Raw genomic sequence first — 23,622 nt, forward strand, 5'->3', positions numbered from 1 at the left:
ACAACCTTCGAAGAGCGCTCTCGCGGGGGCGAAGCCCGTGCCGCGTCGCCGACAGGTCCGATCACACCTCGACTCCGACATTCACCTCATACGAAGGAGATCCACTGATGGTCACCAACAACCTTGTGCTCATCCCCGGTGCTGGCGGCGTGGGCCGTACGGTCTTCGAGCAACTGCGTGCTCAGGACGTGCCGGTGCGCTTCATGGTGCGCCGCGAGGACGAGCGTGCGGCCGAGCTGCGGGCGCTCGGCGCGGAGGTGGTCGTCGGCGACCTGACCCGGCCCGAAACGGTGGCGGCCGCACTGCAGGGTGTGACGCGAATGTACTTCGGGATGGCTGTGTCGCCGCATCACCTGCTGGCGGCCACCATGGTGGCCTCCGTAGCAAGGGAGTACGGACAGCTGGAAGCCCTGGTCGACCTGTCGCAGATGACCGTCTCGCAGATGACCGCCACCAGCACCGAGGAGTCCCACCAGCAACGGCTGCACTGGCTGGCGGAGCAGGTGCTGGACTGGTCCGGCCTGCCCGTGGTGCACATCCGGCCGACGGTGTTCCTGGACACTCCGCTGTTCACCGATCTGGCGGCCCGGACGATCAAGGAAAACAGCACGATCGCCCTGCCGTTCGGCACCGGACGCACCTCACCGGTCGCCGTGGACGATGTCGCACGGGTCCTCGCCACCGTGCTCCGCGATCCAGCTCTGCACATCGGGCAGGTCTACGAGCTGACCGGGCCGCGCTCGGTCGACATGACGGAACTGGCCACGGAATTCTCCCGGGCGCTGGGCCGCGAGGTCTCCTATGTAGACCTGCCCCCGCAGAGGTGGGAGGAACAGCTCCCAAAGCTGGGCCTGCCACCGCACGTCGTCCAGCACGTCATCACCATGGCCAAGCTGCACCGCGACAACCGCTACGACCGCACGACCGACGGCGTGGAGCGCGTGACGGGCGTCCCTCCTCAGTCGATCGAGGCGTTCGTGGCCGCCCGCAAGAACTTCTACCTGGGCTGAGCCACCCCCGATCAGCCGCCGTCCTGGGCAGGTGCCCGTATGTCCGAGGCTCGTCTTGGCATCAAGGCCACGTTCGGTCAGGTAGCCGTGAGCGGTGTCGCCCCGTCAGTTGGATTCGGAGCAGCGCTCTGTTCCGGTGTGCGGCGTTTGTGTACTTCACCGCGGTACCTGGGGCCATCGTGGCCCCGCAGGCCTGTGTCGACGCCTCCGACGGGATCGGCATCATCACCTCCTACGCCACCGAAGTTGCCCTCCCGTCGACGGGCACGTGGAAGAACCCTGGCGCCGGATGCGCGTGGGCCGACATCGTCCTCATCGCCCCGGAGGCCGGGCTGCCGCTGCTGTTTCATGGAGGCCGACAACTGCACTGAGGACGCGAGCGTCATCGCGGCCAAGTTCGACAAGTACATGCGTCACTACCGCCGCAAGGTCAAGGACACCGACGGCCTGGACAAGCCGATGTGGCGCGCTGGTCCGCGCCCGATCCCCGGTGGGGCGACGCGTCGCACCCGCCGGTCCTGCTCGTCGTCCACAAGGTCGGCAAGCGGTCCGCGCTGAAGCAGATGGAGCGGGTCGCCGCACTGACCCGCGAGCACTGGCAGGGCCGGTGGGCAGAGGGCGGCTTCCGCATCTACGAGGAGAAGATGCCGATCGTGGCGACCACTCTGGAGTTGCTGCGCGAGCACGGCCCGGCCGGGCCCGCGTTCTGGCGCTTCGGCCGTGAGGACCGGCACAACCTCTGGGACGCGATGGGAAATCCTCACCGGGAGGCCGCCCTCGCCCGCCGGGCCGAAGGCGCGCGGCGTCGCCAAGCGGACTCCTGGAACTCCAGGAACCGCTCCGTCGCCGCATCCTCGCTGGGTGCGGTGTAGACGGGCTTGAGGGCCCCCGCGACCTTGTCCCAGTCCTGACGGGCGGCATAACGGAACGAATTGCGCAGCAGGTGAACCACACATGTCTGGACAATCGTGCGAGGCCAGACGGCCTCCACAGCATCGGGAAGACCCTTGAGCCCGTCGCAGACCAGCACCAGCACGTCGTCCAGGCCGCGGTTCTTCAGCTCGGTGAACACGTGCAGCCAGTACTTGGCCCCCTCACCACCGCCACCGGCCCAGAGAAGGGGGCGGCGAGCAGGGTGGCGAGGATCGCCGCCACCGGGGCGCCGGCTCCCGTCGTTCTCGTTCGTCGCACTGAGATCTCCGTGGTTTCCCTGAGGGTTCGGACGCTGGAAGAGACGGATCGAACCGGTTCGATGATGCCCCCGGTGCAGGACACAGCTCATGCAGAGGGGGAACCCGAGCTCTATCGAACCGGTTCGAGGGAAGCTAGCACCGCGGAAATCCACCAGCAATACCTCCGACACGGGGAGTTGCGGCAGCTCCTCCTGGATCTCGGGGCCGTTACGAGAAGTGCGGCGAGATGTGTTGACAGCCGCCGGGGTTGTTCCTACCTTCACTTCACGCGAACCGGTTCGACAACTGGTTCCGCACATCGAACCGGTTCGATCCGTCCAAGGAGTGCCCGTGAACATCGGTGAGATCGCCCGGCGGGCCGGTGTCTCGCGGAGCACCGTGTCCTACGCGCTGAGCGGCAAGCGCGCCGTGTCGGAGGACACCCGCCGGAAGATCCAGCGCGTCATCGACGAACTGGACTACCGGCCCAACGCCAGTGCGCGCGCCCTGGCCAACGGTCGGACCAACACGATCGGCCTGGTCTTTCCGCCGGCCGGCAACCACTACACCGGAATGCAGCTCGACTTCATCGGCAGCGTGGTGGAGGCGGCCGCGGCCCACGACTACGACGTGCTGCTGTCTCCCAGCGGCGTTGACAGCGACCGCTCGTTCCAGCGGCTGCTGGGGGAGCGGAGGGTCGACGGCGCGATCCTGATGGAGATCAGACTGGAGGACGACCGGGTCGACCACCTGGCAGCCCTCGGCTTCCCCTCCGTAGCCATCGGCCGGACCGCGCATCCCGAGGGCACCTGGTGGGTCGGCCTGGACCACACCGCGCTGGCAGCGGCGTGCGTCCATCACCTCGCGGACCTCGGCCACCGCAGGGTCGCCTTCGTCAACCGGCCCGAGCAGTTGCTGCGGGCCGGATACGAGTCGGCCCACCGCGGCCTTGACGGCTTCACCAAGGCCGCGGCCGAGCGCGGGCTGACCGTCCGGACGTACTGCTGCGGGGACGACGCCGCGTCCGGCCAGGCGTGCCTGGAACAGATCCTGCACGACGACCCGACCACCACGGCCCTGGTCACCCTCAACGAGGCTGCCCTCGGCGGCCTGTACCGCGGACTGGCCCAGGCCGGCCGTGACGTACCGCGCGACTTCTCCGTCACCGGAGTCGTGGCCGGCCGGTGGGCGGAGACGGTGACCCCGCAGCTCACCGCGGCGGACGTACCGGCGGAGGAGATGGGCCGATACGCCGTCGACCTCCTCGTCGAGCGGATCGACCACCCTGACGCGCCGCCCCGGCACCACCTGCTCGCGCCGCCGATCTCGCTACGTGCCAGCACGGGGCCCGGCCCCGGCACACCGTCCATCGACGCCCCCTGACGTCGGCCATCAACACCACCTTCTGACCACGGATCACGGGCAGCGTGCGTCCCCCTCACCGTATGCACCGCCCGGGCTGTTCGGCATGCCCGATTCCCCCCTCGTCACCCACCCTCGGCACACCCGTGCCAGAAAACGAAGGAACGCGCAATGCACAGCTCCGTCAGACGGCTCCGCCTCACCGCCGCGACCGTGACCGTCCTCGCCGTCGCAGGCACCGCCACCGCTTGTTCCTCCGGTGCGGGCGGCACCGGCACCAAGGCCGCGGACAGCGGCACGTACACCATCTGGGACCCGTACCCGCAGTTCGACAAGAGCTCCGCGTGGGCGAAGCTGCTCGACGCCTGCGGCACCAAGGCCGGGGTGAAAATCAAGCGGACCGCGCTCGACACCAGCGACCTGGCGAACAAGGCACTGCTGGCAGCCCAGCAGGACAACTCCGCGGACGTCCTCATCGTCGACAACCCGGTGGTGTCGACCCTGGCCGAGGCCGGCGTCCTCACCACGACCGAGGACAACAAGCTGGACACCTCGAAGGTGAACACCAACCTCCTCGCGGCCGGACAGGCGGGCGGCAAGACGTACGGCATGCCGATCGGTGCCAACACCCTCGCCCTCTACTACAACAAGGCGGTGCTGAAGCAGGCAGGGGTGGACATAGCCTCGCTCAAGGACTGGAAGTCGCTGACGGCGGCGCTCGCGAAGGTCAAGAAGGCGGGCAAGAAGGGCATCACGTTCTCCGCGATCGGCACGGAGGAGGGAACCTTCCAATTCCTGCCCTGGTACTGGGGATCGGGCGCCCAGCTGACCGCGCTCGACTCCGACAAGGCGGTCTCCGCCCTGACGCTGTGGAAGGACTGGCTGAAGAGCGGCTACGCCCCGAACTCGGTCCTCAACAACACGCAGACGACCAGTTGGCAGGAGTTCGCGACCGGCGACTACGCGTTCAGCGAGAACGGTACCTGGCAGCTCGCCAACGCCAAGAAGGCCGGCTTCGACTACGGGGTCATCCCCGTTCCCGCAGCCGCCGGCGGCAACGCGGCCGCCCCGACCGGCGGCGAGTTCGTCACCATCCCGGTCCAGGGCAAGACCGACCGCTACGCGACGTCACAGAAGATCGTGACCTGCCTGACCAGCGCCGACAACCTCCTCAACACCGACACCACACTGTCCTACGTGGCACCCACCACCGAGGTCCAGGACAAGCAGGTCGCGGCGAACGCCGAACTGAAGCCCTGGGTCGACGCGGTCAAGGCGGCCAAGGGACGCACCAGCGACGACCTGGGCACCAAGTACCCGAAGATCTCCGAGCAGTTGTGGAAGGCAGTCCAGTCCGCGCTCAGCGGTTCGAAGTCGCCGAAGGACGCGCTGTCCGCCGCTCAATCTGCCGTCAAGTAATCGGAAATCAGGGCCAGTTGATGAGTCACATGACCCAAGTGCCACACCGACGGGCCGTGCGCCACCACAGCGGTGCGGCCCCCACCGCACCGCCCCGGGCACGGCGCCGGCTCACGTCCCAGCAGTGGGCCGCCTGGGGCTTCCTCGCCCCGGTGACCCTCTACCTCGTCCTCTTCTACGCCTACCCCCTCTACCGCAACATCGACCTGAGCCTGCGCAACTACACGGTCCGGTCCTTCGTCCAGGGCGATGCTCCCTTCACGGGCCTCGCGAACTACCGCACCGTCCTCGACGATCCGACCTTCTCCCCAGCCCTGGTCCACACCGTGGTCTTCACCGCTGTGTGTCTGTTCTCCCAGTACGCCATCGGCCTGGCCCTCGCGGTCTTCTTCAACCAGCGCTTTCGGCTCTCCGCGACCCTGCGAGCCCTCTTCCTGGTGCCCTGGCTCCTCCCACTGATCGTGTCGGCGTCCACCTGGTCGTGGATGCTCAACAGCGACTCCGGTGTCGTCAACGCCGTCCTGCACGCTGTCGGCGTTGGGCCTGTGAACTGGTTGACCGCACCGGGCTGGTCGCTGGCCTCGGTGATCATCGCGAACATCTGGATCGGCGTGCCGTTCAACCTGGTGGTCCTCCACAGCGGCCTGCAGTCCATCCCCGCGAGTCTGTACGAGGCCGCAGCCCTCGACGGGGCGAACGCCTGGCAGCGGTTCTGGCGGATCACCTTCCCGCTGCTGCGCCCGGTGTCCGCGATCACCCTGCTGCTGGGCCTGGTCTACACGCTCAAGGTCTTCGACATCATCTGGATCATGACCAAGGGCGGCCCGGCCGATTCGTCCACCACCTTCGCCACTTGGTCCTACCAGCTCGGCTTCGGCAACCTGCTGCCGGCCTTCGGTCCGGGAGCGGCCGTCGGCAACCTGCTTGTGGTCGCCGCCCTGGTGTTCGGACTGGTCTATGTCAGGGTCCAGCGGAAGCAGGGGTTGTCATGACGAGTGCTGGAATCGCCGCGGGCCCCCGCCGCCGTACGTGGTGGCAGACGGCCATCGGCGTGCTGTTCACCGCGGTGATGCTCTTCCCGGTCTACTGGATGCTCAACGTGTCCTTCACTCGCGACCAGGACATGCGTAAGAGCCCTCCGGACCTGATTCCTCTGCACGGGACCCTGGAGGGGTACCGCGCCGTCCTGGACCAGCAGTTGCCGTACCTCGGCACCAGCCTCGTCATCGGTCTGGGCACCGTGGTCCTCACCGTGGCACTGGCCGCGCCCGCAGGCTACGCACTCGCCAAACTGCGCCCGCGTGGCGGCGGCGTGCTCAGCTTCCTCTTCCTGGTCGCCCAGATGATCCCCGGCATCATCATGGCCATGGGCTTCTACGCCATCTACCTCAGCCTCGGCCTGCTCCAGTCGGTGCCCGGCCTGATCGTCGCGGACTCCACGCTGGCCGTCCCCTTCGCCGTCCTCATCTTCACCGCGTTCATGTCCGGCATCCCCGGCGAACTGCTCCAGGCCGCGAAGACGGATGGCGCGGGGCCCATGCGTACCTTCTGGTCGATCGTGCTGCCCATGAGCCGCAACGCCATCGTCACGGTGTCACTGTTCGCGTTCCTGTGGTCCTGGTCCGACTTCGTCTTCGCCAGCACCCTCGCCAACGGCGGCCCGCACGAGCCGATCACCCTCGGCATCTACCACTACATCGGCAACAACAACCAGGAGTGGAACGCCATCATGGCCACCGCCGTCGTGGCCTCGCTGCCCGCCGCGGTGATCCTGGTCCTCGCCCAGCGGTACGTCGCCGCAGGCGTGACCGCCGGCGCCGTCAAAGACTGACTCCTCCCCGCCCCGTCACGGTCCACCCACGGGCCGCTTGCCGGCCGGCCTGTCATTCCTGCATGCCCATGAGTCGATCACCCCTGCTCCAGAAACGAGTCCCGCTTCATGACCGCCGCCCCGTTCGGCCCGGCCTTCTCCGTCCACGACATCCCGTTCAGCACCCGCGGGTCATGGTTCGGTATTTCGCCCGTGGTGGCGGAGAAGACGTACGCCGAAGATCTTCACCTCGTTTCGCACCAGAACGGCATGCACGCCGTGCTGTGTCTCGTTCCGCTCGACATGGCCACCGGCGACCGCGCCGCCACCAGCCCGCACGCGACACCGAGCCTGCTCAGCTGGACCGGCGGCGAAGGCCGCATCGACCTCGCCTACGAATCGCCGGACACCGTACGCCTGCGCGGTGACGGGCTGGGCCTGCACATCGGCGCGTCGGCGACCGCGCTGACCCCGTTCAGCGGCACCTACTTCTACCGCGAACCCGGCACAGGGGCGCATGTGTTCACCTCGTACGAGACCGGGCGGCGCTACCGCGTCACCGTGCTGTCGGGGACCCTGGCCGAAGCGTCCGGCACGCAGACGCTGGGCAGCGCCGTGCGAGGTGTCACGATCGGCGCCGAGGCCGGTGCAGCCTGGGAGGTCGCGGTCGAGGAGTACGAGACCGCGCGCCGCCCGTACGCGTCCTCGACACCCTTCGGCCAGGTCGTGGACGCCGCGCACAGCGCCTTCTCCTCCTTCGCCGACACCATCGCGCCCTGGCGCTCGTCCAGCACGCCCGCCGCCGAACTCGCCGCGTATGTCCTGTGGTCCGCGACCGTCCGGCCGCAAGGCTTCGTCACCCGGCCCGCGGTGCTGATGTCGAAGCACTGGATGGACAAGGTATGGAGTTGGGACCACTGCTTCAACGCCCTTGCCCTGGCCTCCGGAAGCCCCGGACTCGCCCTGGACCAGTTCTCGCTGCCCTTCGACCACCAGGACGAGACCGGTGCGCTGCCCGACTCGGTGGCCCACTCCGAGATCCTCTACAACTTCGTCAAGCCCCCCATCCACGGCTGGGCCCTGCGCCACCTGCGCCGACGGCTCCCCGACCCGTTCGGCGAGGCGGAGTTGACCGAGACGTACGACCGGCTGGCCCGCTGGACAGACTTCTGGCTCACCATGCGGCGCGCACCCGGGGCCACCCTCCCCCACTACCAGCACGGCAACGACAGCGGCTGGGACAACGCCACTACCTTCGACCCCGAACGCGTGATCGTCAGCGCCGACCTGGCCGCCTTCCTAGTCCTCCAACTGCGCGAACTCGCCGGTCTGGCAAACGAGTTGGGGCTGCCCGCCGACGCGCGCAAGTGGACCCGAGTGGCCGACGCGACGCAGGCGGCGCTGCTCGACGAGCTGTGGACCGGCGACCGGTTCGTCGCCCGCTCGGCACACGGCGGGGCCACCTGGACCAGCTCCAGCCTGCTCGACCTGATGCCCGTCGTGCTCGGCGAGCACCTGCCCCAGAGCATCGGCGACGCACTGGCCGACCGCATCGAGTCCCACCTCACCGCGTACGGTCTCGCCACCGAACTGCCCACCTCACCGCACTACTTGGACGACGGCTACTGGCGCGGGCCGATCTGGGCCCCGTCCACCGTCCTGATCGAGGACGGCCTGCGCCGGGCCGGCCACGACCGTCTCGCGGACGAGATCAGCACCCGCTTCCGCGCCCTGTGCGAGACCTCGGGTTTCGCGGAGAACTTCGACGCCCTCACCGGCGTAGGTCTGCGCGACCGCGCCTATACCTGGACCGCCGCCGGCTACCTCCTCCTCGCCGAGGCCCACGAGCTGAGGCGCGCCGAGACCGCCGAGGCCGTCGGCGGCTGACAGACCCCCTGGGCGACTCGCGCCCGGGCAGCACCCCCTTCGGGAGACCCGCACATGCGCATATCTCGCATCCTTTCCCCAGCCGGACGCCCCGGCAGACCAGCCGTTCCGAGACGCCGCAGGACCGCCGTGATCGCGGCGCTCCTCGCCTCGTTCGCCGCCGTCACGCTCCCCGCGACCACGGCCCACGCCGCGGACACCTCCGTCACCGTCGACTTCTCCACCGCCGGAGGAGCCCCCACGTACCACGCCTCGGGGATGATCTACGGGATGACCCCGGACGGCTCGCTGCCGCAGGACCACTTCTTCACGGACATCAAGTGGCACTTCATGCGGGCAGGGGGCGCCCAGCTCAACAGCGGCGGTTACGCCACCAGCCTCGCCGACTACCAGACCCGGTGGGCCTCCACCCTGGCCCAGTACAAGCGGACCGCCGCCCTCGGTGGCACGTTCGTCCTCCTGCCGCACGACCTGTGGGGCGCCGACGGCACCACCAGTCAGGGCTGGCCCGGTGACAACGGCGACTGGACGCAGTTCGACGCCTTCGCCACCCAGCTCATCAGTGACGTCAAGGCCAACAACATGACGGTCCAGTGGGACCTGTGGAACGAGCCCGACGGCAGCGGCTTCTGGGGCGCGTCGCAGACGCAGTACCTGCAGATGTGGTCGCGCTTCTACGCCAAGGTGCGCGCAGCCTTCCCCGCCCAGCTCATCGTCGGTCCCAGCATCGCGGGCCAGCCGAACTCCTCCAACAGCTGGTGGACGACGTACCTGGCCTACGTCAAGGCGAACAACGTCGCCCCCGACATCTACAGCTGGCACGACGAACCCGGCGACCCCGCCACCGACGTCGGCCGTGCCAACTCCACTCTCGCCGCAGCCGGGTTGACCAACACCCGGGCCTACCAGATCAACGAGTACGCCACCCTGTCCATGCAGTCCCCGGGCGGCGGCGCATGGTTCATCGGCCGCCTGGAACGGGCCGGCGCCGACGGTCTGCGCGGCAACTGGGCCTCCGGGACCGCCCTGCACGACAACGAGGCCAACCTGCTCACCAAGAACAGCGCCGGCCAGTACCTGCCGCTCGGTGAGTGGTTCATGTACCGCTACTACGGCTCCCAGACCGGCAACATCGTCAAGCTCACCGCCGGTACCGGCACCGACGGTCTGGCGACCAAGGACAACTCGGCGGGCAACGCCAAGGTGCTGCTCGGCAGCAGCGGCAACACCGGCACTGTCACCGTCAACCTGACGGGACTCAACACCACCTCCGTCGTGCAGAACAGCCAGGTCCGTGCCGTCGTCCAGCGCATCCCCTACAACAGCGGGGCCGCCGTGACCGGCCCGGAGACGATCACCGACACCACCCTCACGGTCAGCGGCAACGCCGCCTCGGTGAGCCTCCCGTGGACGAACGCCAAGGACGGCTACACCGTCACTCTGCTGCCTCCGTCCAACACCACCGTCTCCACGGTCGCCGTCAGTCAGAACAGCGGCCAGTGTCTTGACGACACCAACCGCTCCACCGCCAACGGCACGCAGTACCAGCAGTACTACTGCGAGGGCGGCTACCAGCAGATGCTCGATCTCAAGCCGGTGAGCGGCAAGACCAACACGTACAGCGTGGTCGACGAACTGAGCGGCAAGTGCCTGGACGTCTCGGGAGCGTCCACCACCGACGGCGCCGCCGTCATCCAGTACACCTGCAACGGCGCCACCAACCAGCAGTTCACCCTCAACCCTGTCACCGCGCTCGGCAACGGCCACGACTACCAGCTGGTCGCCGTCCACAGCGGCAAGTGCGTCGACGTCAGCAACGTCTCGACCACGGCCGGCGCGCAGATCCACCAGTGGACCTGCGACGCGGCGAGCGTACTGAGCACCAAGAAGAACCAGATCTGGCGTCTGCTGGGCAAGAGCTGACTGCCGTCACCCATGACGATGTGGAGGGGGTAGTCCACATGCCCCTCCACATCGTTCAACCGGAACGGTTCTCGTCCAACTACCGCGTCTATGGGGCCCGGAAGATCTGGCGCGAGCTGAGCCGGCAGGGGCATGCCGTGGCCCGCTGACGAAGCCCCAGGTCACGACCACAATCTGAGATCTCTACCGAACCCGGGGCGGTTCAGTCTTTGGGATCTGGCCTCATCTCCACCAGGTCGATCCTGCCGGACCTTCGACGTCGACCAACCGGCTTTGCACCTCGGCTGATCGTGTGCGGAGGTTCGGCGTCGACCGCCGCTATTCGCGCTTGTTGGTGTCAGCCGCCGTACGCGGCCCTGACAAGCATTGCCGTCACTCAACGGATGGCCCAGAGCCGGCCCGATGCCTTGCCTGTACAGCCAAGACCAGCACCGCCGTGACCGCCAGCACAACATTCAACGAGTCAGCAATCATGACGACGGCGAACGGTGCGCCGACCATGTGCGGCACCTTGGCGATGAGCATGCCAAGACCCATGAGCAGGGGAAGCCATATCGAGTAGAAGCGCACGCCCTGGCGGGGGCTCGCTCCTTTGCGAATCTTCGCCTGCTCCCACCAGCGGCAGCCGAAGCTGAGAAGAACCAGCAAGCAGCCCATCACAACGACGGACCAGTCCATGAACCTGAGCATCGATACCCCTCGTCGGCACGAATCTCCCGTACGTGTCGGTTGTGTGACCTGTCCGTCGGTGCCTAGGGGGCAGCCCAGGCCATGAGGCAAAGGCCAGTGATGACCAGGCACGTAGCCGTGGCCGCATCAGCGTAAGAACGTCCATGCGTGGTGATCCCGATCGTGGCCGCCAGACCCACCACGATCGCCCCGATACCCCAAATGCGCGGAGATGCGATGGGCCTGCGCCATGGGAAGGGCAGCCGGCCACGCAAGATCGCTACAGCTCCTGACCCAAAGGTTAGGAGCCATGCGATCGCTATACAGATCCAGTCCATGACGTCCACCGACACCCCAGTCCCCCCACGGCATCACTGCGACTCGTTCCCGCAACGCAGAGAGCGTGTCAGGCCAGTCATACGGCCGGAATGAACCGCTCAGGTTCTTAGCGCGATCTTTACCCCCCTTACAGAAGGTTCGGAGTGTCCTGTACCCACCACCTTCCCCAGCTCCTATCCCGTCCGCCGTCGACCCACACACCGTGAGGTGGACAGAGTGTGTGCGGTCGACCGGCCGTCACCCGCACACCGCATCTGTCCCCACGGCGACCGCGAAGGCCGCTTGCGGGCAGGGTGCCCGCACCATCAGGGGGACTTCTTGCCCCCTTCCGCTTCTGCCACCGCCCGCCGTCTGGCTGCTGTCGGCGTCCGCAGCCGACCATGAACGCGTCCGCAGCACCCGAAGGTGGAGATCTCGTCTGGCAAGGTCTCCCCGTTCCCGTGAGTGCTGCGCTCGGGCCGCGAGGACACCTGGCACGACCGCTACCAGATCAGGCACCAGTAGTTGCCGGCATGGCCGGCGCCGACCGACGTGAGGCCCTTTGGAAGCAGTGCCGGGTCCGGCTTGCCGACGGCCGCCAGCGAACAGGCAGGATCGCCGACCACTCCGGCGGTGGCCATGCGCTGAGCAGCGGCCGTTGCTTCCGCGCTTGTGTACCACCGTGTCGGCGACGGCGACACGGGCGGCGGGGGCAGCGGGGGCGGCGTGGACTTGGGCGTAGGTGGCGTTGATGCGGGCTTCGGTGTTGTCGTCGGCGACTTGGGCGCAGAAGGCCGTATCGGTGTGGGCATGGGCGGGAGCGGCGCGGTCAGTGTCGGTATGGGCTTTGTTGCTGTTGCTGTTGTCGGTGGTTTGGGTGCCGGAGGCTGCGTGGGCGTGGGCTTGTGCAGGGACGGTACAGGCGGTTTCGGCGTAGGCTTCGGTACTGCTGTCGCCGACGGTTTGGGCACGGGGAGCCGTGTTGCTGGTGGCTTCGGTTTTGGCCCGGACGAGGGGGCCGTCGCCGTCTGGCGGGGCGTCGGCTGAGGCCGGTTGCTCGAGGGTGCCGATGGCCGGGGACGAGCCGTCGCTGTCGGCTTGGGCCTCGGAGTGCGTGTCGACGTGGGCTGTGTTACGCCCGACGGCGTGGGCCGAGGGGCTTCATGGTCGGACGTCACTAACGCCCAAATGCCGACGCCACCGGCGATCAGCACGGCGGCACCGCCCGCGATCCACGGGGCTCGACGGGGTGAGCGTCGGTGACGGTTCATGTTTCTTACTGTCTGCAGGGGGTGGCGGTGGCGCCACCCGGGTCGGTGGCTTCGGGGTTTCCAGCTGATGCAGGGACACGGCCGCGAGAGCCGGTTGTCGCGATGAGCCGGTTGGGCCGTCGGGGTGGCACGGGAGGCGCGGGAGCCTGCAGCACGAGAGAATCTCGAGAGGGCGGGCCGGGGCCAGCCGGGCGACCGGACGGCAGACGCCCCGCCCGAGGAACGGACGGCACGCCTGCATGCCGGACAGCACCGGTCGCAGTGACCATCACGACCAGCAGCAGTCCCAGGCAGTCGAGCCGCTTGCGCCCGCCCACCTTCTTCCCGCCGTCCCATCCGGACATCGAGGGCAGGATGGTCGGCGCGGCCCGCAGTGACTGCGCGTCGATGACTGCGGCGGTCGGCTCCGGATCCCGGCCTGCGTCCTCACGGACCAAGCCGGGCAGCCGGTCGTGCAGTTCGGCGAGCGGGCCCGCCACCCGCCAGCGGCGGAGTGAAGGCGTTAGACCCGGTCCCAGACTGGGAAGTCCGCGGGCACCGCCTTCCACTTGATTCCGTTGTCAGTCAGCTAGCGCACCGCGTTGAGCATGTGTCGGTGGCAGTAGCCCTCGGATTGCCCGCCGTGGCCCTCCAACCAGGGCGGGACTGTCCCTCCCCTCGTAGCGTGGAGTCCGTGATTGCAGGGGAAGTTGGGGTTCATGGGGTCCAAGCAACGGACGTATACGCCTGAGTTTCGTGAGGGGGCTGTACGCATCGTGATCGAGACCGGCAGGCCGATCCCGGAGGTCGCCGAGGAACTCGGCGTGCACTCCGGCACGTTGCACAGCTGGGTGTCGCGGTGGCGGCGCAACGGGTCGGCGTCGTCCGACCGGCCGACCGAGCCCGCGCCGCCGGGTGGACGGATGCGCGAGGCCGAGCGCGCCGAGCTGGAGCGGCTGCGGCGGGAGATGTCGGAGAAGAACAACAACAACTCCTGCAGCTGGGACAGCACCTCGTCCACGGCTACCGAATGTCGGCCGTTCCACTCGCGCCAGGAGCGATTTCGAGGCGACTTGCATATTACCGAAAGGAAGATCAACAACTACAAGGCGTCGCCACGTCACGGAACTTGCGTCCGAACGCATCGCAGCCAATGACGTGTACGCGGGTGAGGGCTGGTTGCGCCTGGGCTGAGGGCCTTGTCCCACCGCGAGTCGGCGGGGATCATGACCGCGTGCAACACCGAGAGGAACTCCACGAACTGCTTCCACGCGTCGGGCTCACGGTCGTCGAAGACATGCGCCCGGGCAGCCTGTTCCCGCCAGAGGCCGGCTGGCGCATCGCGCGGGGGATCGCGGCGCCGGACGGCGCGGTCCGGGAAGCGCTCGACGCCGCGTGGTGGCGCCGCCTTGCAGATGCCGACGGCGAGTTCCTGGTGGCCGTCCTCGGACATCGGATCGGCGGCAACGACTCCTGGTGGACCCGGGTCCGCTACGCCGGCGGCGGTGTGCCGGGGCTGACCGGCGACCCCGGGTTCGTGGCGCTCTCCCTCGACGGGCAGGTGCTGCTGGCGGAGGTGCCCGGCGCGGACGGGTCTCGGGTGACGGCCCTCGACCGACTGCCGGAGCGGCTGGAGGAGGCCGCCGCGGCCGCCGGGCGCGAGACGGAGGTCGAGCGCGCCGAGGTGTGGGCGGCGGTGCCCGGCCGGCCGGCATGGCCTTTGCACTGGGCGGAGGGGATCGGGTCCAATCCGGCCGCGCCGGACGAGCTGCTGATCCGGCTGCTGGATGTGGAGGTGGGCTTCCTGCACGGCTGCGACCGGCCCGCCGTACTCGACGCCGCCGTGGCGCATCCCGATCCGCGGGTGCGCTCGAGGCCCGCGGACACCTTCCGGCCCAAGCTCACGTCCGATCAGTGGGTACGCCTGGTCCGCGCCGAACCGTCGCCGAGCCGGCGCGTGCTCTGGGCCGAGCATGCCTGCGCCGGGGGCGTCGAACTCCCCGGGGACACGTACGACGACCTCCTCGCCGGCCCGTCCCGCGCTCAGGCCGCCGAACTCCCGGGGCTCCCCGCGCACCACCTCCCCAGCCTCGCGGCCGACGCCGATCCCCGGGTGCGGGCGACTGCCTGCGCCCGGTGGGAGGACCTCGCCGCGGCGCTGCGGGAGCGGCTGCTGGCCGACACCGACGACGCGGTGCGTACGGCGGCGCTGCTCGCCCACCACACCAGCGTCCCGATGCCTCGCGAGGTTTTTGCCGCGCTGCCTGCGCCCCGGCGCGCGCTCGAACAGTGCCGTCTCGCGCCCGAGCTGGAGGCGGAGCTGGTCCGGGACGGGGACGCGGGGGTACGCCGGGCGCTGGCCGCCAATCCACGGCTCGGCGCGCACAGTGTCGCCGTCCTGGCGCAGGACCCATACGACGACATCCGCTCGGTGGTGGCGCTGCGACCTGACCTCAACGAGGAGCAGCGTGCCGCGGTGCGCTACGACTTCGACCCGACGTCGATGTCGCGCACTCTGCCCTGGGTCGAGGGCCTGCACGGTGACGCCGACGCGATGCGCCGCCTGGCCGTATCGTCCCATCCGCTCATCCGCCGAAGCGTGGCTCGTGCCCGGCATCTTCCACCGGACGTCGTGGAGCGTCTGGCGTGGGACGAGGACCGGACGGTCCGCCTGTTCCTCGCCGAATCGTGCGACGACGCGCCGGCCGAAATGTTGCTCGAGGTCTGGCGCTGGTGGGACGGCAGCTTCAGCCATCCCGGCCGCCCCCGCAGCCACCCCAACTTCCCCCGCACCGGCCTGCTGCGCTACGCCGGCGACCCCGGCGGGCGGATGCGCCGCCTGGCCCTGGACGATCCGGAGTCCACACCTGCCGACGTCGCGCGACTCGCCCGCGATCCCGAAGCCGAGGTGCGCCGCCGCGCGGCCGAGGACCCCCGGCTGCCACCGGCCGACGCGGTGCGGCTGCTGAACGACCCGGCGGCCCACGTCCGCGGGACCGCGATACGCAATCCGCAGCTGCCGGCCCGCGTCCTGGCCGGGCTGTTGCACGACCGTGCCACGGCATGCGAGGCGGTCACCAACCCGGCGATCCCGGTCCCCGTCCTGCACCGCATCCTGGCCGCGGCGGCCGGGGCGGTCTGACGCTGGACTCCGGCACACCTCAGCCAGTCACCCCTACGCCGACCCCGCAAACCACCCGCCGTACCCCGGTCGTACGTGCGCCTCCGGCGCGCCTGCGGGGCTGGCTGCGATGTCGTTCGGTGGCCCCACCCGGGCGGCTCGAGCCGGCCCCACTAATAGGACTCTTTAGGTTGGTCTGGCTCTTGGGTTTGGGCTCCCCGCCGCGAACGCGCAGAGCCCAGCCTGCGCACCATCCCCATCTACGCCATCGCCGCCCACTGGGGGCTTCCCCCGTGCCACCGACTTCACCCGCGCCTTCCGCGCCGCCTACGACATGCCGCCCAGCGAATACCGCCACGAAGCCCAGCGCCCCATCGGGTAGACGCATCGCCAAGCACTCGTGGATTCATCGCTAACGACGTCCCCACCATCCATCCGTCAGTCTGATGGTGACCCCGGTACCTACTCCCGGCGTAGCGAGTGTGAGGCCGGGTCATGAATGTCGCCCAATCAGAATGGAGAGGCACGATGTATCGCGGCATGAAAGCATTCGCGATGTCGGCTGCTGCGGTTGCGGCATGCGGCATTGCATCTCCCGCCTCAGCCGAGGGCCATGCGCCGACCGCAGTCCACGGATCCGCCAGTGCGACTTGCACTAGCAACATGTGTTTCTGGATGCGCGACAAATACAAGGGGAACACGACCTATACGGCCGTAAATCGAGGAATCTGCTTCGAATCTTATGACTCCGGCGACGAATTGTTGGCGTCAGCGAAGATCCGCTTCAAAAAGAAGGTGCGTTTTTACGCGCTCCCTGGCTGTAAAGGACGAACCGGCGTCCTATCAAAGGGTAATTACCCCGACATGGACGCAAAGATCGGATTCTCGCCTCAGAGCTTTAAGCGAGCCTAACTTCGAGCGCTGTCACGTTGGCTGACCGGTTGGGATGATCTTCGGGTTGATCATGATGGAGGGGGTTGTCCGTGGGGAGTGCTTTGCCGTCGCACGGGGGGACCGGCGGACCTCGACGCTTCGCGAGGTCGCCTTCGTGACGATGCCGTGCCAGTCGCCCCAGCGCTCGGCCGGGTCGAGTGTCATGCCGGCCTTCCAGTCGATGAAAGCCGGATCCGACTTCATGTAGGCGTCACGCATCTCCAGATGGACGGCCGTCCTCTGGCAGTCGCGGAACAGATCCTCAAACGCCGGGGTCCTCGTCAACCTTCTTCACCTCCAGGAAGAACTGCACCATGCGCTGGGGGATCTCCACCACCGATTCGTGGCCGGGGATGTCCATCTGCCCGAGGCGCTCGATGTCCTCCACCCTCAGCCCCTGCACGAGGTAGCTGTCCTTCTCCTCGTCGAGGTAGATGGTGGGGGAGCCGCCACTGGGACTCTCCGGGTCCTTACCGAGCTTACGCAAGGCCATGATGTCCTCCTCGGATGCCGGTAGCGATCTCTGTGCCAGAGCTTGCCCGCGGCTGTGCCGTGAAGCGAGGAACTTGCCGAAACTTGCCAGTCGTAGGGAAGTTGACCTTACGTCGCCGGGGGCGGAGCGACGAAGCCGGACCTGGCGCAGCACCCAGGGTTGGCGAGATTCGATCGCAGTCCTCCCTTCCTTGAGCCCGGGAGAGGAGGCCCGCCCCAGGCGAGGGAACGGCTGAAGTCGCCCGTCGAGTTGGGACTCTCTTGTCGACGCATACGGACGCATAGGTGCGGATCATTCTGACGATTCACCAGTTCGCCGTCATCCAATCGAGGCGTTTGGCAGCGAACCTAAGGGCTGTCCCGTAATCCCCGGCGGGCGGACGACGACAGCTGCGGCACCTCGCCGCGTTGTTGGATCGCCCGAATACGCCCGGTATGAGGACGACCCTCCGCCTTGCGATGCACCGCATCTGACGCCGCGCGCTGATCCACCGGGGATTACGGGACAGCCCTTAGCCGTATGAGGTGAACACGCTGGGGCGCAAGCACGTCACGCTGTTTCCCGAGGGAACAGGGCGGCGTTCCGCCAGGGAACAGACGGCGCGTTCCCTCGGGGAACGTCCCGTCTCAACGCATCCCGTCGACGCAGGCAGCCGCCGTGTCCCGTCGCAAAGGACCTGGTCTCCGAGACCGGCTCTGACCTGGATCGACCAGATCAAGTGAGACGCGGAGGCATTGAAAATCTCACGTGATCTGATCTGGTCCGGGAGAGCGGATACCTGTATCCGTCTCAGGTGATCTGGTTCGCCTGTGGCGTTTCCGCCTGCTTGTAGGGTTCGCGCTGAAGCTGGCAGTCCAGCCATGCGGCGACGTCCGTGATGACCGCCGCGTCGACGTGCTGGGGTGCCGTGTACCCGGCGGGCGTCGACGGTCCGGTCCCTGGGAAGAAGAGGTGGTCGTCGGTTTCGTGGATCTGGATAGTGACGTCCGGACGCCCGGTCAGTCCCTCTCGCCAGAGGGGCAAGTCGTGCTCGACGGTGACCTGATAGTCGCGGCCGCCCTGGAGGATCAGCAGCGGCTTGTCCAGGCGGGCGGCGGTGGCAACCGGGTCGTAGGAGCGCAGGTCCAGCCAGTACGAGGCAGGAAGGCCGAAGGGCAGGTCCTCTCGGGGCGTACGGGGCGACAGGGCGGTCTCGACGGTCGCGGCCTGCCGGGTGATCTCCGCAAGGACCGCCTCGGAGTGCGGGCCGGGGTTGAGGGCGGCGAGGTGGCCCACGACCCGGACGGCCGCCCGGTGCATGGGCTCGGCGTCACCTGCCAGGATCACGACGCCCGCGACGGACGGCTCGGTCTCGGCGACCCGCGGGGCGACCTTGCCCCCCATGCTGTGCCCGGCGACGAACACCCGGCTGGAATCGACGCACGGCTCCTCCTGGAGCAGACGCACGGCGGCGACGGCATAGGGGACGTACTCGCGTGTCATCGTGAAGTCGTCCGCGGCAGCCACCTCCGCCGCGTGTGTGAAGGTCACCTTGTCGTAGCGCAGCACCGCCACGCCACGGCTGGCCAGACCCCAGGCGAGGTCCTTCAGGGGCTTGTTGGGCCCGTTGGTGGCGTCCCGGTCGAAGGGACCTCCCCCGCTGAGCAGCACGACCCCGGGCCATGGGCCGTCACCGAGCGGGACGGTGACGGTGCCGGCCACTGCGAGAGCACCGGCTCCGACCGTGACGTCGTGCTCCTCGAAGGCGTCCGGATCCGCATAGGTGGGCGCTTCCCATGCTTCGCCGGCAGGGGGTGCGAGGCGCAGCCCGTTCAGCAGGCCGGTGGAGTCGACCGACATGACGGCGGTGAACTGCCCCCGTTCGCAGACCACGGGAACGCTGACACGGATCAGGTCCGGCCGCAGGCTCTCGCTGGACGGTTCGCCGAGGTCCGTGACCGGACCGGTTCCCGCGGTTTCGGCGAGCCAGGCCGCCTGGAGGGTCTGGGCGCTCAGCGCAGCATGCAACGGCGGGGCGAACAGCGCGGCGATCTCCCTGAAACGGCCATCGCGTGCCCACTCGACCACCAACACGGCGGTTTCCTCCGCAGTCAGCATCCCCTCGCCTTTCTTAGATTTGAGAAAGGTAGCATGCGTGAGAAAGTGGGGTGATGGACACCTTGGAACTCCTGGCGCATCCTGTCCGCCTCCGCGTGGTCCACGCACTGCGCGGCGGGCGGGCCCTGACCACCGGCCAGTTGTGCGCTCTGATCCCGGACGTGTCCAAGGCGACCGTCTACCGGCACGTCGACCTTCTCGCCGCGGGCGGCATCCTCGACATCGCCGACGAACGGCGAGTGCGGGGCGCCGTCGAACGCCTCTACCGACTACGGCAGGAACGCGCGGGCATCGACACGGAAACCGCGCGCGCACTCACCCCGCAGCACCACGAGCGGGCATTCGCTGCCGCCATGGCCGCCCTGATTGCGGAGTTCGGCGCTTACCTGGAGCGCGAAGGCAGCGATCCCGTGGACGACCTCGTCGGCTATCGGCAGCACGCGATCTGGCTCAGCAAGGACGAGCTCGTAGCATTGATCGGCGCGATGCAAGTCGCCGTCGCGCCCCTCCTCGCCAACGAACCCTCGCGGGAACGCACCCGCTACCTCCTCAGCCCCATCCTGTTCCCCGCCGAACAGGCCGAACAGGCCGAACAGCAAGACCCGCGGTAGCCGACACCGCCGTTCAGCAGCTCACCCCACCCGCCGACCAAGGAGGGACACCATCGCTCGCGGTGAACCAGATCACTTGAGACAGGGCCAGATCGACAGAGAGGGGACACGCCGGGAGCCAGTGGCCCACTCGGTGACCAGCCGTCTCAACGAACTTAGTCCACCTGGTACGCCAACCTGGAGAAGGCGCTCATCAAGGCCCAGGCTGCCCACTGACCGGCCTGCCTCATCGGGTGCCCCTCTGCCTGTCCATGGCAGAGGGGCACCGGGCGTATGCGCTGCATCACCGCGCCTTGCGGGGCCGGTCGTCTCGGCCCGGGGCAGACGAGACAGCACGCCCGCTGCCCTTGGCCGCAGAGGGGGTGTGGTCGGGCATCGTGGTGGCGTCGGCGGGCAGATCGGCTATGCGCCGCAGCCGCCACACCAGCACGTCAGGCGAGAGCCGCCGCAGTGGGCGAGACCCAACCCGACAGGGCGGCCACCAGGGACGGGCCGACGGTGCCGCCGATGCCGTAGGTGGCCACGTCCCAGCCCTGGGCCTCGCGCTGCGTGCGCAGTCGCGGTCCGACGATGGCGGGCAGTCGGCTGCTGATACCGCCGGTCAGCAAAGGCCCGCAGGCGCCGGCCGGCCAGCAGCAGCGCGGTCAGTACGGCAGGCGCGTGCCCGTAGGCCAGTGCTCCCGTGGCCAGCGCGGTGGCGTGCAGCAGGCAGGCCGCCGCGATGACCTTCCGGCCGCCCCGGGCGAGGTCCAGTGGCCGCGCGACGAAGGGGCCGAGCAGGTGCGGGGCGGTGATGCAGGCACCCAGCACCCCGGCGAGCGTCCCGGAGCCACCGGATGAGGTGACGAGCAGAACGACGGCGACCACGGCTCCGCCGCGGCGACGACATAGCGCGCCAGGCCGTTGCTGCCCTTTCCAGGCGAAGGCGGGGCTTGCCGCGTCCTCGGCGTGCCTGCTGTGTGCTGCCGGCTCATGGTGTTCGTGCTCAGGAGGTGAGCACGAGGGCGTCCAGCACGGCGACGACCTCCCGGCGGGCGGTCTCGTCCAGCCCCCGCAAAGGACGCGGCAGGTTCGGTTCTCCCGTCAGGCCGAGGTGGGAGGCGGCGGCGGACATGACGCGCAGGCTGCCGTGGCGGCGGAACAGGGCCCACAGCGATTCGAGTCCTTCGGACAGGTCCGCCGCTGGGCCGGCGTGGCCGGCCTGGGCAGCACGGGTGAGGGCGAGGGCGGTCCGAGGGAAGGTGCCGCCGATGACCGAGTACCAGGCGTCGCACCCGGCGTTCAGGCCGCGCGCAGCCGTCCAGTCGCCGCTCACCCCGATGGTGACAGTGTCGGGGATCAGCGCGCGCAGCGCGTCGATACGGAGCTCGGCCTCTTGCGGGTCGTCGGGCACGCCGGGGATCTTTATCGAGCCGACGTTCGGCAACTGCGCGATGCGGCCGTGCAGTTCGTCGGTGAAGTGCACGTGCGTCGTGCGAGGGTTGTCGTACACGCACAGCGGCACGGAAAGCTCACGCGTGACGTCCTCGTACAGGCCGAACACCTCTTCCTCGGTGAGCGGCTGGTACGTCATCGGGGCGAGCAGCACTCCGGAGGCGCCCGCCTTCTGAGCGTCCTCGGCCAGCTCCTGCACGTGCGAGGTACGCAGCGCGCCGATACCGATGATGACGGGCACTCCGTCGGCGGCCTCAACCGCGATCTTCGCGGCATGGGCGCGCTGCTCTCGGGTGAGGTAGGCGTAGCCGCCGGTGGAGCCGAGCGCGCCGATGGAGTCCACGCCGGCGGCGGCGAGGCGGGCGACGAGCGCTGCGTACGCCGCTTCGTCGATGCCCTGCTCGCTGGTGGGCGTGAGGGGGAAGGCGCTCAGGCCGCGGAACATGATGGCTCCTTGAGTGGGTGGGAGATTCGTGATGGTCAGTTGGCCGCCGAGCGCAGTTCCGCGACGACCGCGGCGAGTTCGGCGGCGAAGGCCTCGGCCTGCGGCTCGGTGATGGTGGAGGCGGTGACCCGGATCGCGCCCTGGTGAGCGGCCGGATCCGGCGCGAAGAGGTGACCTGGCCGCACCGCCCAGCCCCGCTGTGCCAGGGCCGCGACCGCGGCCCGTCCGTCAACATCGAGTTCGACCCATACGTTCAGCCCGTCGGGCCGGTGCGGGACTTCGATGCGTGCAGCAGGAAGGTCACATCAAGAGGGTGGAGCGGTTCGTGCTGCGTCACGCGGCGTGACCCCGCTGCTGCTGCTCCTCAAGACCGCGCCGCGCAGCCAGCTCCGCGGCGCGCAGCTCCCCGCTGGGATCGGCAGTGCCGGCCCCCTCGGCAAACGTCTCGCTGCTGCGGGACATCGACTCCCTGAAGGCGTCGAGGAATCGCGCCTCTACGGCAGTGGCACGGGTGTAGGCAGCAGACAGGATGTACTCCTGCAAGCTGACGCCCTCCTGCCGTGCAGCGGCCTCGATTGCGGCGCGCTGGGCCGGCTCGGGAAAACGTAGGTTCATGGCTTTGGGCTGCGACATGGTACCGACGGTATCGCCGGTACCACGGGTTGAGCCAGACCCTCACCAGCCACCCAGTCCTTCACCGCGCTCGGGCGGCAGGTAATCGAACATGTTTGCGATTCTAGATCTGAGGGTGACTGGGGCTCGCCCTCTCGCGTGTGTCCTGTGCCATCGGATCTTGAGCGCGTGCCATCGAATCTCGACGGCCGCGAGTCCGTGCCACCGAAGATTGAGCGGTGGGGGCCAGGAGTCCTCCGGCCAGCCGCGGATGTAGTCAGGCGTGGCGGCCGGGTCTACCTGACCGGGCCTTCATCTTCTCCCGGCTGTGCGTCAGGCATGTCCAGGATGGCCTCTCGGGTGTACTGAGGGCTCTTTGGGGGTGGGGCCACGCTAGGGGCCATGAGTTCGGCGAGGAGCCCGCTCAGGTCATCCGTGGAGAGGGCCAGGCCCAGGGTCTGCACGATGCGCAGACCACAGTCCCGGATGGACTGAGCGTCCTTCTCGGGCGCCGCCGTGCTCCCAATCTCGTCACACACTCGGCTGAACTGTTCAGCGCTGATCGTTGGCCGACTTATGGGTTGCGCCATGGTGCGCTCCTCCTGGAAGAGCGGGCGGTTCCACCCGCTCTTCCAGGAAGCGCTGAGCACACCCCAACGGCAACTGGAGAGAGCCAGCGCGCAGGCGCTCGACCAGAGCCGCTCAGACTTCGTTGTCACGCGCTCAACGTGCCCTGTCACAGGACACCCTCGGTGAGCATCAACGGTGTCCGCGGCAGTGCCGGCACTGCCCGCAGGCCCGGCAGCCTCCGCACGGGTAGCACGGCGCCGACGGCACGCGCGGGCACCCGCAGATCGGGTTGCAGTCCGGGGCGTCCTCGCCCTCGAACCGCGGTTCGACGATCGGGGGCCGGCCGTCGACGTGGAGCTGGCCGTCGGCGGTGAGCGTCTCGAACCGGGCGCCGCAGCCGGTCGACTCCACCCATGTGGCGACGACGGTGTCCGGGCCGCCCGTTGTCCCGTCTCAAAAGATCTGGTCCGAAGCCAGAGCTGTGAG

The 23,622-nt window shown here is 68.6% G+C and carries 23 protein-coding genes and 1 pseudogene; 14 read left to right on the forward strand and 10 right to left on the reverse strand.

Annotation, left to right across the window (positions count from 1 at the left end; genetic code table 11):
* Positions 1–107: 107 nt before the first annotated feature.
* From OG819_RS54225 to OG819_RS54235, 4 genes are all read left to right on the forward strand, one after another.
* Positions 108–1,010: an NmrA family NAD(P)-binding protein gene (locus OG819_RS54225; protein WP_266657292.1), complete on the forward strand. Its 903-nt coding sequence runs from the start codon at positions 108–110 to the stop codon at positions 1,008–1,010.
* Positions 1,011–1,189: 179 nt separating this feature from the next.
* Positions 1,190–1,381 (forward strand): hypothetical protein, encoded by a 192-nt coding sequence (locus OG819_RS54230; RefSeq protein WP_266657294.1) that lies wholly within the window; start codon positions 1,190–1,192, stop codon positions 1,379–1,381.
* A complete protein-coding gene (locus tag OG819_RS59445) occupies positions 1,290–1,568 on the forward strand; it encodes a hypothetical protein (RefSeq protein ID WP_353963277.1) in 279 nt (92 codons plus the stop codon). Before OG819_RS54230 ends, OG819_RS59445 begins: the two co-directional genes overlap by 92 nt.
* Positions 1,472–1,882, forward strand: coding sequence for a hypothetical protein (locus tag OG819_RS54235; protein WP_266657296.1), 411 nt, complete (start codon positions 1,472–1,474; stop codon positions 1,880–1,882). The genes OG819_RS59445 and OG819_RS54235 overlap by 97 nt, the downstream gene beginning before the upstream one ends.
* Here OG819_RS54235 and OG819_RS54240 read toward each other — a convergent pair.
* Positions 1,867–2,106: pseudogene (locus tag OG819_RS54240) on the reverse strand (transposase); the annotation flags it as partial. The gene OG819_RS54235 and the pseudogene OG819_RS54240 overlap by 16 nt on opposite strands.
* A 427-nt stretch (positions 2,107–2,533) precedes the next feature.
* Between OG819_RS54240 and OG819_RS54245 the strand changes: the two are divergent.
* From OG819_RS54245 to OG819_RS54270, 6 genes are all read left to right on the forward strand, one after another.
* Complete coding sequence (locus OG819_RS54245) at positions 2,534–3,565, forward strand: LacI family DNA-binding transcriptional regulator (RefSeq protein WP_266635690.1); 1,032 nt, start codon at positions 2,534–2,536, stop codon at positions 3,563–3,565.
* 150 nt (positions 3,566–3,715) lie between these two features.
* Positions 3,716–4,963: an extracellular solute-binding protein gene (locus OG819_RS54250; protein WP_266657298.1), complete on the forward strand. Its 1,248-nt coding sequence runs from the start codon at positions 3,716–3,718 to the stop codon at positions 4,961–4,963.
* Between the two features lie 20 nt (positions 4,964–4,983).
* A complete protein-coding gene (locus OG819_RS54255) occupies positions 4,984–5,955 on the forward strand; it encodes a carbohydrate ABC transporter permease (RefSeq protein WP_266657300.1) in 972 nt (323 codons plus the stop codon).
* Positions 5,952–6,794 (forward strand): carbohydrate ABC transporter permease, encoded by an 843-nt coding sequence (locus tag OG819_RS54260; RefSeq protein ID WP_266657302.1) that lies wholly within the window; start codon positions 5,952–5,954, stop codon positions 6,792–6,794. The genes OG819_RS54255 and OG819_RS54260 overlap by 4 nt, the downstream gene beginning before the upstream one ends.
* A gap of 108 nt (positions 6,795–6,902) precedes the next feature.
* The gene (locus OG819_RS54265; RefSeq protein WP_266657304.1) at positions 6,903–8,660 is read left to right on the forward strand and encodes a trehalase family glycosidase; all 1,758 of its coding nucleotides are present in this window, start codon (positions 6,903–6,905) and stop codon (positions 8,658–8,660) included.
* 129 nt (positions 8,661–8,789) lie between these two features.
* Positions 8,790–10,583 (forward strand): RICIN domain-containing protein, encoded by a 1,794-nt coding sequence (locus tag OG819_RS54270; protein ID WP_266657306.1) that lies wholly within the window; start codon positions 8,790–8,792, stop codon positions 10,581–10,583.
* A 372-nt stretch (positions 10,584–10,955) separates the two neighbouring features.
* Here OG819_RS54270 and OG819_RS54275 read toward each other — a convergent pair whose 3' ends face one another.
* Entirely contained in the window at positions 10,956–11,261 is a 306-nt protein-coding gene (locus OG819_RS54275) for a hypothetical protein (protein ID WP_266635678.1), read from the reverse strand.
* Between the two features lie 812 nt (positions 11,262–12,073).
* Entirely contained in the window at positions 12,074–12,211 is a 138-nt protein-coding gene (locus OG819_RS54280) for a hypothetical protein (RefSeq protein WP_266635676.1), read from the reverse strand.
* 1,328 nt (positions 12,212–13,539) lie between these two features.
* Here OG819_RS54280 and OG819_RS54285 point away from each other — a divergent pair.
* Positions 13,540–13,977 (forward strand): transposase, encoded by a 438-nt coding sequence (locus tag OG819_RS54285; RefSeq protein ID WP_266657308.1) that lies wholly within the window; start codon positions 13,540–13,542, stop codon positions 13,975–13,977.
* Positions 13,978–14,054: 77 nt separating this feature from the next.
* Positions 14,055–15,962 carry a hypothetical protein gene (locus OG819_RS54290; RefSeq protein WP_266657310.1) on the forward strand — a complete coding sequence of 636 codons (1,908 nt, stop codon included), beginning with the start codon at positions 14,055–14,057 and terminating at the stop codon, positions 15,960–15,962.
* A 903-nt stretch (positions 15,963–16,865) separates the two neighbouring features.
* On the opposite strand, the gene OG819_RS54300 is transcribed toward OG819_RS54290, so the two are convergent.
* The 3 genes from OG819_RS54300 to OG819_RS54310 form a co-directional block, all read right to left on the reverse strand.
* A complete protein-coding gene (locus OG819_RS54300) occupies positions 16,866–17,159 on the reverse strand; it encodes a DUF6879 family protein (protein ID WP_331760805.1) in 294 nt (97 codons plus the stop codon).
* Positions 17,137–17,367: a hypothetical protein gene (locus OG819_RS54305; RefSeq protein WP_266635662.1), complete on the reverse strand. Its 231-nt coding sequence runs from the start codon at positions 17,365–17,367 to the stop codon at positions 17,137–17,139. The genes OG819_RS54300 and OG819_RS54305 overlap by 23 nt, the downstream gene beginning before the upstream one ends.
* A gap of 789 nt (positions 17,368–18,156) precedes the next feature.
* On the reverse strand, positions 18,157–19,464 hold the full coding sequence (locus OG819_RS54310) for an alpha/beta fold hydrolase (RefSeq protein WP_266657312.1): 1,308 nt from the start codon (positions 19,462–19,464) through the stop codon (positions 18,157–18,159).
* A gap of 53 nt (positions 19,465–19,517) precedes the next feature.
* On the opposite strand from OG819_RS54310, the gene OG819_RS54315 reads away from it, so the two are divergent.
* Positions 19,518–20,075: a helix-turn-helix domain-containing protein gene (locus OG819_RS54315; protein WP_266657314.1), complete on the forward strand. Its 558-nt coding sequence runs from the start codon at positions 19,518–19,520 to the stop codon at positions 20,073–20,075.
* A gap of 431 nt (positions 20,076–20,506) precedes the next feature.
* Here the strand turns inward: OG819_RS54315 and OG819_RS54320 are convergent, their stop codons facing one another.
* Complete coding sequence (locus OG819_RS54320; RefSeq protein ID WP_266657316.1) at positions 20,507–20,683, reverse strand: hypothetical protein; 177 nt, start codon at positions 20,681–20,683, stop codon at positions 20,507–20,509.
* Between the two features lie 52 nt (positions 20,684–20,735).
* Between OG819_RS54320 and OG819_RS54325 the strand changes: the two genes are divergently transcribed.
* Positions 20,736–20,915 (forward strand): hypothetical protein, encoded by a 180-nt coding sequence (locus tag OG819_RS54325; RefSeq protein ID WP_266657318.1) that lies wholly within the window; start codon positions 20,736–20,738, stop codon positions 20,913–20,915.
* A 145-nt stretch (positions 20,916–21,060) separates the two neighbouring features.
* Here OG819_RS54325 and OG819_RS54330 read toward each other — a convergent pair whose 3' ends face one another.
* The 3 genes from OG819_RS54330 to OG819_RS54340 all read right to left on the reverse strand — a co-directional run bounded on the left by OG819_RS54330 (position 21,061) and on the right by OG819_RS54340 (position 22,587).
* Positions 21,061–21,954, reverse strand: coding sequence for a dihydrodipicolinate synthase family protein (locus tag OG819_RS54330; RefSeq protein WP_266635650.1), 894 nt, complete (start codon positions 21,952–21,954; stop codon positions 21,061–21,063).
* Between the two features lie 35 nt (positions 21,955–21,989).
* Positions 21,990–22,139, reverse strand: a complete 150-nt coding sequence (locus OG819_RS54335) for a hypothetical protein (RefSeq protein WP_266635648.1) — start codon at positions 22,137–22,139, stop codon at positions 21,990–21,992.
* Positions 22,140–22,287: 148 nt separating this feature from the next.
* Positions 22,288–22,587 (reverse strand): DUF1778 domain-containing protein, encoded by a 300-nt coding sequence (locus OG819_RS54340; RefSeq protein WP_266657320.1) that lies wholly within the window; start codon positions 22,585–22,587, stop codon positions 22,288–22,290.
* Between the last annotated feature and the right edge of the window lie 1,035 nt (positions 22,588–23,622).

This window comes from Streptomyces sp. NBC_01549 (assembly GCF_026339955.1).
In the GTDB taxonomy this organism is placed as follows: domain Bacteria; phylum Actinomycetota; class Actinomycetes; order Streptomycetales; family Streptomycetaceae; genus Streptomyces.